The sequence below is a fragment of the Mongoliitalea sp. genome (genome assembly GCF_054166905.1).
On record NZ_JBSZCK010000027.1, the window covers coordinates 156,942 to 169,188 of the forward strand.

Sequence of the window (12,247 nt, forward strand, 5' to 3'; positions counted from 1 at the left end):
TATGGATTTATTTTAAGTTAATATTTTATTTTCAAAAGTGTTCCAAAGTTATCAAAGAGCGCACACTTTAGGAAGCTTTTGGTACTTTAACTTGTTTCAGAAAAAAAAGGATTTGCTAAATACTATAGATTTTCCTTTGGTGTAAACATTTCGGATAGGTTGAAGAAGCCAAAGGAATTCTTGTAAGACTTGAAGAGCCTGTGATTGTTTTGGTTATAAAATTCCGCCAAAGCGGTCATCATCTTTGCTTTTATTTTGGTATGGCTATCAAAAATCTCCTGCAGTGCAAAATGAGGAATCACTAATAAATCAGCCTGTTCCGAAGCTACAATTGCGGTGTAAATTCTTTTTTGGTTTTCCAACAGTGCATTTTCTCCGAATGCTCCATACTTTCTGACTTCATGGATAGTCTCAAAATTCTCCTTAATGTCAATGGAAAGTTTGATGAGCCCAGATCTCACCATATAAAAAGCCTGACTCGGATCTCCACTAAAAAAAACCACTTCATCTTTATTGTAAGATCGGTAATGCAAAGCAGGAAGAAACTTAGCCATTTCTACATATTTCAATTTTTCAAAAAAATTCACTTGCGAAAAGAATTCAAAGATTTCCAGTTCGGAGACGGAGAAGGTACGGGAAAAGGGATTGATCATAGGACTATTTTTTCTTGAAATATACTATTGCCTGCGTTTGCTCTTGAATTTTAACGGAATCGCTGATGCGAAAGCCAATAACCCAAATGATTTTTTCTCCACTGAGCATCACTTTTACACGCCTCTTTTGAATCATGGGTATCTTCAAATCTACCAAAAAATCGCTAATCTTTTTCTCTTTGTTCATCCCTAGAGGAATAAACCTATCACCTAACTCCCAATTTCTGACTTTTAGAGGAAATTGTAAGCGGGAGGCATCCATCATAGCGTTTTCGGGAGATTTGTCTACAAAGCTATCTTTTTCTATCCGCAAAATATCATAAATCTCGTCTTCTAGATAGAGTTCCACATCGGTTGCTACTACTTCTTTGGCTAAAAATTCCCTTTCCTTCGGCCCCACAATCAAACTATTCCTGTCAAGATTAAGCGTATGATTATATGAATGAAATAGCTTCCCCACATGAGCATCCTCAACCGCCTGAAGAATATCTTCCACTACTGCCGATGAAAAACCAAAATCCCGCAACCAATAAAATAACAGACTGTGTTTACCGGGAACTGATTGAAATGAATTGATTTTTAGTATTTGAAAATCACCTTCTCTAATTACAGCATCGGCCTTCCATCGCTCAAAAAAGTAATGAAAAGCTTTGCCAGTATCCTTGATCCGACCAAAACTCTCTGCCATTACTTCCAGACCACTTGGAAAAGTATTCTCTATTTTTGATAGCACCTGATGGCGAATAAAGTTTCGCTGATAAACATCTTTTTGGTTGCTGATATCTTCTCTCCAAGGATATCCTTGGGTTTTCATAAATTGAATCAATGCATCTTTCCTAAAACTCAACAAAGGACGAATGATGACTCCTCTTCTCTCTGCCATTCCGGTAATTCCATCGATACCACAACCTCTCAGTAAATTCAACAGAATAGTCTCCAGTTGGTCCTCGAAATGATGCGCAACCAAAATACCCTCATATCCATGTGCTAGCTTCAATTCCTCCAGCCACTCATACCTCAGCGATCGGGCTTTCATTTGGATGCTCTCACCTGTTAAGCTTTCCCATAGATCAGGAGCTATCGTTTTTCCATGGAATTGTACTTTCCACTCCTTGGCTAATGCTTCAACAAAAGCGAAGTCAGCCTTGCTATGTTCTCCACGCAGGTTAAAATTAACAGTAGCTAGATCAAAATGATAGCCAGCCTGATGCAATAAATGTCCCAAAGCAACAGAGTCTACGCCACCACTAATGGCCAATAAGTATCTTTTTTGGGAATCTAAAAGATTTTTTGAACGTATGTGGCTGATAAAGTCCTCAAGCATAAGCCAAAAATACCAATTTTAGTTAATTTTGCGCCCTATTCAAGATCAAATGCAAAAATTCTCCCGATTACTCCTTTTCTTTTTGATTCTCCTCAGCTACCAAGTTTCCTGGAGTCAATCCGACAATCTCTTAGAAATTCAGCAGGCTGAGTTGCTTCAGGGAGCCAATGGATTTGAACGATTGCTTTTGAATGTACGCATGAAGCATCAAAACTCCTTGATTTACTGTGATTCGGCCCATTTTTACCGGGAAGAAAACATGGCTAAGCTTTATGGAAATGTCCGCATCGTAGACACCAAAGACCCAGTAGTTACCACGAGTCGATACGCAGAGTATGATGGCAATACCAAGCTTGCCAAACTTCGGACTAACGTAGTATTGAAAAATGAAGGCACTACCCTCTATACTGAATTTTTGGATTATGACCGGAGTACAGGTATCGCAAACTATTTCAATGATGGCAAAGTAGTGGACAGCACCAATGTATTAACAAGTCGCTTTGGCACTTATGAGACCACTATAGAAAAAATCACATTTACAGAGGATGTAGTCCTAGTCAATCCAGATTATACCCTGAAGACTAATTTCATGATTTATCGCACCATCCCTAAAACCACGGAAACAGTAGGCATTACCAATATTGTATCCAAAGAAGGGGACCGCTTAAACGCACAAAAGGGCAGTTTTTACGATACTGTAAATAAACTTTTCAGGTTCTTTGAAGGGGATGTAGAAAATGAACGAAGCAGAGTGTATGGGGATATCCTATATTATGATGAAGTGCAACAATACTATGAGGGCCGCAACAATGTATCTGTCCTAAACAAAGAGCGAAATGTAGAGATTTTTGGGGATGAGGGAAAGTATTGGGAAGATCGCAAATACAGCATCATGTATGGCAATGCCATGGTTCAGCGCTATTTTGAAAAAGATACCCTTTACATGATTGCAGACACCCTGATTTCTCAGGATAGTGAATTGGCAGAAGAACGTTACCTCAATGCATTTAGAAATGTTCAAATGATCAAAGGTGACTTCCGTGGCAAATCTGATTCCCTTTCTTACAATTACGCAGACTCTACAGTGCATTTATATCGTGACCCTATCCTTTGGAATGAAAAATCTCAAATTACCGCTGATAGTATCCATTTTTTGATTGCAAATGAGGACATTGACAAGGTGTTTTTGAGAAGGAATGCTTTCAATATCACCAAAGACACGATTGGAAACTTCAATCAAATCAAGGGGCGTAGAATGACGGGCTATTTCATGGATGGGAAAATCAACCGCTTTCATATTGAAGGCAATGGGGAATCTTTATATTTCGACCTCGTTGGAGATTCTACCCTGAGAGGCATGAACAAGATTCTTTGTTCGAGCATCATGATGTTTTTCGACGATGGAAATATCCAAAAAATCAATTGGTTGGTAAAACCTGAGGGATCTTTTCTACCTCCACACATGATCAAAGAAGAAGACAAACTTTTGGAAGGCTTTACATGGAGGGAGGAAGAAAAACCATCCATGGAAGAGTTTTTTATTTGGCGAACACCCAAGCGAAGAGAACAACAAAACACAAGTTTATTTGATAGACCGGATGTAAACATCCCGCTCCCATCTGATGATGAAATACAAAATGCATTGGATGAAAAGAAGAATCTATAATTCGAAAAAATAATCAGAATTGGCCAGTTTTTTGAGGCAATTTTTTGAACGACAATTCAGAAAAAATATTTCACGAAGGTTAACAAAAATTAACCCACAAATTATTATTTGTACAAATCTTATTGTTAAATTTAACGTTAAACCAGTAAAGTACTTAATTCCTTACGCTTATAGAACAACTCTACATGAAACGTACCCTTCTGATATTAGCTTGCATGCTCATGCTACCTTGGAATTCTTGGGGTCAGGTTCGTGTATTGTCCGAAAATATTGACTTTTCTGGTAAAATCGGTACTACCCAAAGAAAATCCCTTATCATTCAAAATGAATCCACCCAAGCCAAAGAATATACACTTCGAGGATTAAAAGGCAATGTAGGAAGTTCTCAAAATCTAAAAGTCTGTTTGGGAGATAAATGTTTTGACCCAAAAAGAGAGTCGGGCAAAATCAAATTTAACTTGGGACCGGGTGAAATATACACTGATTTGTATTTAGAATTAGAATTAGGAATCTCTGAGGTAAAAGGTAGCTTCGACTTACTGTTCATTCAAGGAACCAACAGTCGTGACATGTTTACCATAGAAGCCGTTTATGATGTGTATGCTCCCAATCCTGCTGACACCATGCACAAAGACATTTCTCTTGGAGAGATTTACCCTAATCCAAGCAATAGAATTGCACAAATCGATTATGAGTTTAAAAACCCCAATGCTGCTGCAAAGATTGTATTGAACAGCTTCATTGGCAACCCAGTTGCGGAGTATCAATTAGATCCAATGCAGAAGTCATTAGCCATCAATGTATCCAATCTTAACCCTGGTGTCTATTTTTATACACTTTTTGTTGACAACAAAAATATAGTGACCAAAAAACTCGTTGTAAAGAAGTGATGACTTGACTACAAGAGTTTCAGTTTGATACCAAATAAAAATGCCTTATATTTGCGCCTCCAAAATTTATGAATAAGTACCTCATCCATAGTATCCTTTTGTTCAGTGTTCTAGCATTCAGCTCTTGCGGTAAGTTTTACAAACTTGAACGCAGCACTGATTGGGAACTACTGTACGAAGCAGCCAATAAGTATTACAATGAAGGCGAGTACAACAAAGCCATTATTTTGTATGATAAGGTATTGCCTGTTATTCGTGGGAGTGAAAAAGCTGAGTTAGCAGATTTCAACTATGCTTACAGCCATTTTCGTACCAAGCGATTCATTGAGGCTGCTGGATACTTTAACACTTTCTATCAGACGTACAATCGAAGTCCATTAGCAGAAGAAGCCCTGTTCATGAACGCGTATTCTTTGTACATGGATTCTCCAGATTACAATTTGGACCAAAAAAGTAGTAAGGATGCAGTGAATGCTATTCAGCTTTTCATCAACCGTTTTCCACAGTCTGATTCTTACGAACGAGCGATGACCATGATCAATGACCTTCAGGTTAGATTTGAGGAAAAAGCTTACCAAGAGTCCATGCTGTACCTTCGAATGACAGAAGGCTTATTCCCGGGAGATTTCTTCAGAGCTTGCATCATCAGCTTTCAGAATTTTTCAAAAAACTACCCTGACAGTAAATACAATGAGGAGCTTGCTTATAAATTGGTAGAAGTAGCTTACAAATACGGGACAAACTCTGCATTTGATAAAAAAGAGGAACGTTTGAAAGATGTATCTAAATTTGCTGATCAGTTTAAAAGAAAATACCCTGAAAGCAAATATATTTCAGTAGTAGACAACCACGTAAAGAAATCCGAGGCGGAATTAATTGCTCACGCAAAATTGAAGAAAGATTTTGACGAAAGAAGAGCGAAGGCGGAAGCAGCTGCTGCAGAGGCAGCCAACCAGCCTGAGACCGTCACTTCCGGCCCTGCAATAAACAATAACTAGAAAAATTTTAACAAAAGAATACTATGGCAATCAATCCATCCATCATCACCAGAGATCTGGATAAATTAGCTGGACAAACTGGCAACATCTATGAATCTATCCACATCATAGGTCAGCGCGCAAAGCAAATTTCTTCTACAATGAAAGAGGAATTGAACAACAAACTTTCTGAGTTTGCTTCTACTGTTGATAATTTGGAAGAGGTGTTTGAAAATAAGGAGCAAATCGAGATTTCTCGCTTCTATGAGAGAATGCCTAAGCCAAGTACCCTAGCGATGGAAGAGTTCTTGGAGAATAAAATTCATTTCCGTATGCCAGAAGAATCTACTGAAGGTTAATGCAATTAGAAGGTAAGAAAATTTTATTGGGAGTTACAGGAAGTATCGCAGCCTACAAAGCAGCGCATCTTACAAGACTCCTAGTCAAAGAAGGAGCAGAAGTGCAGATCATTATGAGCACTTCTGCTCTTGATTTTATTACCCCTTTGACCTTGGCCACCCTATCCAAAGGACCTGTACATCATCAGTTTTCAGATACTGCTACGGGCGTTTGGACTAATCATGTGGAACTTGGGATGTGGGCCGATTTATTTTTGGTGGCACCTATCTCTGCTAATACTTTAGCAAAATTTGCCCAAGGCATCTGTGACAATTTATTAGCAGCAACCTATTTATCCGCCAAGTGTCCTGTCATGGTGGCACCTGCAATGGACCTAGACATGTATCTGCATCCCTCCGTGAAAGAAAACCTCAAAAGACTGGATTCTTTTGGAAATATCATTCTTGAGGCAGAGTCCGGTGAACTGGCATCAGGATTAAATGGACAAGGAAGATTGATGGAGCCAGAACATATTTTGGAGCATGTCATTCATTTTTTTGAACGCTCGCAAGACCTGAAAGGAAAAAAAGTACTCATTACTTCGGGACCTACGCAAGAGGCAATAGATCCCGTGCGTTTTATCTCCAATCACTCTTCTGGAAAAATGGGCGCTGCTATTGCTGAAGCTTTTGCCAGTAGAGGCGCCGAAGTACATGTAGTATTGGGCCATGGAGCCAAAAAGCCACATCATGCCAATATTGACATTATCCCCGTGAGAAGTGCGCAAGAAATGTATGAGGCGGCCTTAACAATCCACAGCCATGCAGATATCTGCGTATTTGCAGCAGCAGTAGCAGACTATGCTCCAAAAGATGTAGCATCTGAGAAAATCAAAAAATCAGATGATCACATGCAAATCACCTTGAAGAAAAATATCGATATCGCATACGCTTTGGGTGAAAAAAAAGCAGCTGGACAAATTCACGTAGGCTTTGCATTGGAGACTGAAAATGAGGTCTTTCATGCCAAGGCCAAGTTGAGCAAGAAAAACTTTGACTTGATCGTGTTAAACTCCATGAGAGATCAGGGAGCAGGATTCCAGCATGACACCAATAAAGTTTCCATTTTCTTTAAAGATGGTAAAAGTATCTCAACCGAGACTTTACACAAAAAAGAGGTTGCAGAACTTTTGGTGAAATGTGTGAAAGAGCTACCAATTGAAATTTGATTCAGAAAATTTCGTTAAATTCATGAGTCTAATGAAAAACATGAAATTTCTACGAATCTTCATTTCCCTCCTCTTATTGTCGCCTCTTGTCAATGCTCAGGAGCTCAATTTCACTGTAATCATCAACAGTGATCGCGCGAGAACCATGGAAACCAATGTATTCCAAGACATGAAGACCAATTTTGAGCAATTCATGAATGGAAGATCTTGGACCACGGATCAATTCAGTCCTAATGAGCGTATCAAAGGCAATATGCTGCTAACCATAGGTGATATGACTCAAGCTGGAAGTTATAATGCGACTGTTCAAATTCAATCTATCCGGCCCGTCTTTGGAACCAATTATGAGACCATGGTTTTGAACTTTATCGATCGAAACTGGTCTTTTGAATATATCGCTTCCCAACCCATTGAATTCAATCGTTTCTCTTTTTTGAATAATATCAGTTCTTTGCTATCATACTACGCCTACATTGCTCTAGGCTTTGATTACGACAGTTTTTCCTTAAGAGGAGGAGACCCATATTTTGAAATCGCTAACAACATTGTGAACAATGCCCAATCTTCTAATAGACCAGGATGGACACCAAACAATAATGACAGGAGAAACAGACATGCTTTGATTACTGATGTATACACTTCCTCTGTGATGTCCCCTATCCGAGAATCTATCTATTTGTATCATAGAAAAGGCCTGGATTTGTTGTTGACCAAACCAGATGAGGCATATAAAAACATCATTGCTGCGCTGAAATTAATCGGCGAAGCCAATCAGATTCAGCCAAATAGTATCCTGACAATTGCTTTTATGGATGCAAAGAGTGAAGAAATTAGCAACATTTTGAGGACAGCCCCTATGGAAGTTCGAACAGAAGCCGTTGCCTTATTGTTAAAAATTGATCCTACCAATGCAAAAAGATACAACGATATCTTAAAAGGCTAGGCTCGATTTTACTAGATTTGTTTTTTCAAAAGCCCTGTTTCTGACATGCTCACATCCCTCAGTATTCAAAATTATGCATTGATTCAAAGCTTGGAAATGACCCCAAGCCCTGCTCTTAATATGATTACAGGTGAGACTGGTGCTGGTAAGTCCATTATGCTTGGAGCTGTGGGCCTATTGCTGGGCAATCGGGCAGATGTCAAAACACTCCATGACCCTGAAAGCAAATGCGTAGTAGAGGGCGTCTTTGAAATCGGATCCTATGCACTCCAACGCTTCTTTGAAAATCATGATTTGGATTACGAAAAAGAATGCATTATCCGTAGAGAAATAAGCCCTGCAGGTAAATCAAGAGCTTTTATCAACGATACACCAGTAATTCTAGATGTCTTAAAAGAGTTAGGGAAATTCCTGATGGATGTACACTCCCAGCACGATACACTCATGCTTGGCGATGGCAGCTATCAATTATCCCTGATCGATGCTTATGCTACTACTCAGGTAGAGCTCCAACAGTACCAGGAAGCTTTTGCAACTTTTGAACAAACCAAAAAAGCCTTACGTAGCCTCCAGAAAGAAGCCCAAGACTTACAAAAGGAAGCAGACTTTAATAGATTTCAGTTGGAGGAACTGTCCAACCTTCAATTGCAAGTTGATGAACAGGAAAGTTTGGAAGAAGAGCAGGAAATCCTAGAAAATGCTGAGGAAATAAAAAGTAAAATCCAGGAGGTACTGCATCAGCTGGAGGATGAACAATTTGGAGCAGTGCGTACCTTATCAGTGGCAACCAATGGACTCTCACATCTAAGTAAGCTCACGCCAAAATTTGAACCTCTTCATGAACGCTTACAGTCAGTTTGGATAGAGTTGAAAGATATTGCAGCTAGTCTGGAAGCGGAAGATCAAAAGATTGAAATAGATTTTGATAAGCTAGAGCAAGTACGGGATAGATTAAGTAAAATCTATCACCTGCAGAAGAAGCATGGTTTGGATTCCATTGAAGGCTTGATGGCTTTGGAAGAAAGCCTTTCTGAAAAAGTATTCAAGGTTGAAAATCTAGATGAATCCCTCGAAAAACTTCAGAAGAAACTTCAAGAGCAGGAAAAGCTATTGTTAGCTGCGGGTAAAAAACTTTCTGACAAACGAGCCAAGGCATTTGATCCATTTGCGAAGGAACTTACACAGTTGCTTCATCAATTGGGTATGGAAAATGCGGTGATTCAAGTTCAGGCTATTACTATTACTCCTGCCCAAACTGGCTTAGACCAATTGGAGATTTTATTCTCTGCTAATAAAGGTGTGAAACCACAGGCCTTGAAACAAGTAGCTTCCGGAGGAGAGTTTTCCCGATTGATATTCGCCATCAAATACATCATGGCCGATAAAATGGCCTTGCCTACCCTGATTTTTGATGAAATTGACACAGGAGTTTCGGGGGAAGTGGCACTCAAAATGGTGAAGATGATGCAAAATATTGCAGAAAAGCATCAGGTCATCTGCATTTCCCATTTACCACAAGTGGCAGCGAAAGGTGAACACCATTATTTTGTCTACAAAGATCACAGTGCTGCCAAAACAATCAGTAAAATGAAATTACTTGAAAAAGAGGAACGCATTGCCACCATCGCACAAATGATCGCTGGTGCCAATCCTTCCGAATCAGCCTTTGAAAGTGCCCGTGAACTTCTCAAAAACTAGGCAAGTACATTCACAAAGTGATTCTATTGATGGATTGCCTCCTTCATACATGGATTAGCTTCCAAATTTTTTGACTATTTTTACCGATTAATCTACGTAACCAACCAAATACATATACAATGGCTGAAAATTTACTGAAAGGAAAAGTAGGCATCATCACAGGCGCCTTGGATGAGAATTCAATCGCTTGGAAAACCGCTATCAAGGCCCACGAACAGGGAGCAAAATTTGTACTAACCAATGCACCCATTGCCATGAGAATGGGAGCTATCAAGGAATTAGCTGAACAGTGTAACACCATCGTGATTCCAGCAGATGCAACTTCTTTGGAAGATATCGAAAAACTTTATACCGAAGCTAAAGAATTTTTGGGAGGTAACTTCGACTTTTTACTACACTCCATTGGGATGTCCCCAAATATCCGAAAAGGCAGATCATACGGTGACCTTAACTACGATTGGGCAATCAAATCTTACGATGTATCTGCTATCTCTTTCCATAAGATGATGCAAGTGTCTGAAAAAATGGATGTGATGAATGAGTGGGGTTCTATCATGGGGCTTTCTTACATCGCCGCTCAACGGGTCTATCCTTTTTACACCGATATGGCAGATGCCAAAGCCATGCTTGAAAGCATCGCAAGAGGATATGGATACAGATACGGTAAGTTGAAAAAAGTCCGTGTGAATACCATCTCTCAGTCCCCTACCAAAACTACTGCTGGAACAGGTATTGGAGGTTTCGATACCTTCTACAACTTTGCAGATAAAATGTCTCCGCTTGGCAATGCATCCGCAGAAGCTTGTGCAGACTACATCATCACCATGTTTTCCGATCTGACAAAATATGTGACTATGCAGAATCTTTTCCACGATGGAGGATATTCTACCACAGGGATTTCAGAAGAATTAATGGATCAATTTAAAGACTTGTAATATGAAAAAAGTAGTTGTAGGAGCCTTAACACTCGCTTTAACTGGTCTTTTTGCTTGCGGTAATCAAGAGACAAGCAAAGAAGTTGAAGTGGCAATCGTCGAAGAAGAGCTTAGTAATCTTGAAAAAGAACACTTATTGGAGCGTGTAGCCTATGCAGACAGTGTAAATGCAGGTTTGCTTGAAGATACCTTCAAAGGCAGTGCCCGCAGGGAAGCAAAGGCTAGCATGGGAGGAACCGATATCACGATCAATTATGGTTCACCTGGTATGCGCGGTCGTGTGATTTGGAATGGCTTGGTTTCTTACGATCAGGTTTGGGTAAGTGGTTCGCACTGGGCTACCGCTGTTACCTTCTCCAAAGATGTAACCATTGATGGCGTAACAGTTCCAGCTGGAATGTATGGATTCTTTACTATTCCAGGCAGAGAAGAGTGGACCTTGATCCTTAACAAGGTCTACGATCAGCATTTGGCGGATGAATATGATGAAGCAGAGGATGTGGTAAGGGTAAAAGTTTCTCCTGAAACACTAGCTACTCCAGTGCAGCGTCTAACCTACGAAATTTTGATGGCAGGTGAATCAGAGGTTGAAATTGCCCTTTCTTGGGACACGATCAGGGTTCGGATGCCTGTAAGTATTTAAGACATTGAAAAAGCTACTCGAAAGGGTGGCTTTTTTCTTTTTTTAACCCTTAAACGCTATACTTTCCAACACCAACCCATTCGCAGGCGCTGTAAGAGCAATGGGTGATTTTTCTTTACTATTCAAGGCTTCCTCCAATCCTTCTTTACTGACTTTACCCGCGCCCAAATCCACCAAGGCTTGTACCATGATCCTGATTTGATAGCGTAAAAAGCCTTGGCCAGAAAATTTGATGACCAAGGCTTTTTCTGGAAAGTCACCAATTCCAGCCTTGGGATGAGTCAAAACTTCTGCATGCAAAATCTCTCGCTCATAATTATCAGTAACCTTGTCCACGGAACAAAATCGCCTAAAATCATGCTTCCCACGAAAAATGTTGACCGCCTCTTTCATGTCTTCAACAGACAGTTCCTCTGGAAAAAAGCTGAGTGTGCCTGCATAAAACGGGTGAAACTTATCTCCATAGGCTAGGTGATAGTGATATTCTTTGAAGGCCACATCCTGAATAATATTGAAAGAAGTATCTACTTTTTTCCCCTCTCCAACTCGAATATCCGGTGGCAGGTTTCGGTTAAATTCATGGTGAACAGAATCCAAATCCTCTATTTCCACTTCAACATACAAACAAAAAAAGGCCTGATTGGCTGAAACTCCAGCATCTGTCCTACTCGCTCCCAAAGTCCGAAAGTTTTCATGTCCTAATACATAGCGAATACTACGCTCCAGTGTACCTTGGACAGTTTTGGCATTGTTTTGCTTGGCCCATCCTGAATAGCGAAGTCCTAAATATTGAATGGAAAAGAGGTAGATGAAGGGACGGTTTTGCATAAAGGAAGAAAATTCGGATCAATCAAAAGTACTAGATTTGAATCCTTGCTCCAAATTTGAAAAAGTCGGAATGGATGGTTGGATTGAGGAAACTTTTCCAAAGTTTTTAACTTTGGAAAAGTC

At 39.8% G+C, this 12,247-nt stretch carries 12 protein-coding genes; 9 read left to right on the forward strand and 3 right to left on the reverse strand.

From position 1 onward, the window contains the following. Positions 1-122 precede the first annotated feature (122 nt). Together ACXIUD_RS10190 and tilS are read right to left on the reverse strand one after the other, a co-directional pair. A complete protein-coding gene (locus ACXIUD_RS10190) occupies positions 123-653 on the reverse strand; it encodes a Crp/Fnr family transcriptional regulator (RefSeq protein WP_458052530.1) in 531 nt (176 codons plus the stop codon). A 4-nt stretch (positions 654-657) separates the two neighbouring features. Continuing rightward, complete coding sequence (gene tilS, locus ACXIUD_RS10195; RefSeq protein ID WP_458052531.1) at positions 658-1,977, reverse strand: tRNA lysidine(34) synthetase TilS; 1,320 nt, start codon at positions 1,975-1,977, stop codon at positions 658-660. A 49-nt stretch (positions 1,978-2,026) separates the two neighbouring features. Here tilS and ACXIUD_RS10200 point away from each other — a divergent pair, with 49 nt between their 5' ends. From ACXIUD_RS10200 to ACXIUD_RS10240, 9 genes are all read left to right on the forward strand, one after another. Then, positions 2,027-3,643, forward strand: coding sequence for an OstA-like protein (locus ACXIUD_RS10200; RefSeq protein WP_458052532.1), 1,617 nt, complete (start codon positions 2,027-2,029; stop codon positions 3,641-3,643). 185 nt (positions 3,644-3,828) lie between these two features. Then, positions 3,829-4,533 (forward strand): T9SS type A sorting domain-containing protein, encoded by a 705-nt coding sequence (locus ACXIUD_RS10205; RefSeq protein ID WP_458052533.1) that lies wholly within the window; start codon positions 3,829-3,831, stop codon positions 4,531-4,533. A gap of 68 nt (positions 4,534-4,601) precedes the next feature. After that, positions 4,602-5,531 (forward strand): outer membrane protein assembly factor BamD, encoded by a 930-nt coding sequence (locus ACXIUD_RS10210; protein WP_458052534.1) that lies wholly within the window; start codon positions 4,602-4,604, stop codon positions 5,529-5,531. A gap of 23 nt (positions 5,532-5,554) precedes the next feature. Then, entirely contained in the window at positions 5,555-5,869 is a 315-nt protein-coding gene (locus ACXIUD_RS10215; protein ID WP_458052535.1) for a DNA-directed RNA polymerase subunit omega, read from the forward strand. Then, positions 5,869-7,077, forward strand: coding sequence for a bifunctional phosphopantothenoylcysteine decarboxylase/phosphopantothenate--cysteine ligase CoaBC (gene coaBC, locus ACXIUD_RS10220; RefSeq protein ID WP_458052536.1), 1,209 nt, complete (start codon positions 5,869-5,871; stop codon positions 7,075-7,077). Before ACXIUD_RS10215 ends, coaBC begins: the two co-directional genes overlap by 1 nt. Positions 7,078-7,117: 40 nt before the next feature. Continuing rightward, on the forward strand, positions 7,118-8,020 hold the full coding sequence (porD, locus tag ACXIUD_RS10225; protein ID WP_458052537.1) for a type IX secretion system protein PorD: 903 nt from the start codon (positions 7,118-7,120) through the stop codon (positions 8,018-8,020). A gap of 45 nt (positions 8,021-8,065) precedes the next feature. Further along, positions 8,066-9,718, forward strand: coding sequence for a DNA repair protein RecN (gene recN, locus ACXIUD_RS10230; RefSeq protein ID WP_458052538.1), 1,653 nt, complete (start codon positions 8,066-8,068; stop codon positions 9,716-9,718). Positions 9,719-9,837: 119 nt separating this feature from the next. Then, positions 9,838-10,653, forward strand: a complete 816-nt coding sequence (locus ACXIUD_RS10235) for an enoyl-ACP reductase FabI (protein ID WP_458052539.1) — start codon at positions 9,838-9,840, stop codon at positions 10,651-10,653. A gap of 1 nt (position 10,654) precedes the next feature. Beyond that, entirely contained in the window at positions 10,655-11,296 is a 642-nt protein-coding gene (locus ACXIUD_RS10240; RefSeq protein WP_458052540.1) for a DUF2911 domain-containing protein, read from the forward strand. Positions 11,297-11,338: 42 nt separating this feature from the next. Here ACXIUD_RS10240 and truA read toward each other — a convergent pair whose 3' ends face one another. Further along, a complete protein-coding gene (gene truA, locus ACXIUD_RS10245; RefSeq protein WP_458052541.1) occupies positions 11,339-12,124 on the reverse strand; it encodes a tRNA pseudouridine(38-40) synthase TruA in 786 nt (261 codons plus the stop codon). Positions 12,125-12,247: the final 123 nt, after the last annotated feature.

Coding starts and splice junctions, on each gene's coding strand:
- ACXIUD_RS10200 (WP_458052532.1), top strand. CDS start 2,027: ATGCAAAAATTCTCCCGATTACTCCTTTTCTTTTTGATTCTCCTCAGC.
- tilS (WP_458052531.1), bottom strand. CDS start 1,977: ATGCTTGAGGACTTTATCAGCCACATACGTTCAAAAAATCTTTTAGAT.
- porD (WP_458052537.1), top strand. CDS start 7,118: ATGAAATTTCTACGAATCTTCATTTCCCTCCTCTTATTGTCGCCTCTT.
- ACXIUD_RS10240 (WP_458052540.1), top strand. CDS start 10,655: ATGAAAAAAGTAGTTGTAGGAGCCTTAACACTCGCTTTAACTGGTCTT.
- ACXIUD_RS10235 (WP_458052539.1), top strand. CDS start 9,838: ATGGCTGAAAATTTACTGAAAGGAAAAGTAGGCATCATCACAGGCGCC.
- coaBC (WP_458052536.1), top strand. CDS start 5,869: ATGCAATTAGAAGGTAAGAAAATTTTATTGGGAGTTACAGGAAGTATC.
- ACXIUD_RS10210 (WP_458052534.1), top strand. CDS start 4,602: ATGAATAAGTACCTCATCCATAGTATCCTTTTGTTCAGTGTTCTAGCA.
- ACXIUD_RS10215 (WP_458052535.1), top strand. CDS start 5,555: ATGGCAATCAATCCATCCATCATCACCAGAGATCTGGATAAATTAGCT.
- recN (WP_458052538.1), top strand. CDS start 8,066: ATGCTCACATCCCTCAGTATTCAAAATTATGCATTGATTCAAAGCTTG.
- truA (WP_458052541.1), bottom strand. CDS start 12,124: ATGCAAAACCGTCCCTTCATCTACCTCTTTTCCATTCAATATTTAGGA.
- ACXIUD_RS10205 (WP_458052533.1), top strand. CDS start 3,829: ATGAAACGTACCCTTCTGATATTAGCTTGCATGCTCATGCTACCTTGG.
- ACXIUD_RS10190 (WP_458052530.1), bottom strand. CDS start 653: ATGATCAATCCCTTTTCCCGTACCTTCTCCGTCTCCGAACTGGAAATC.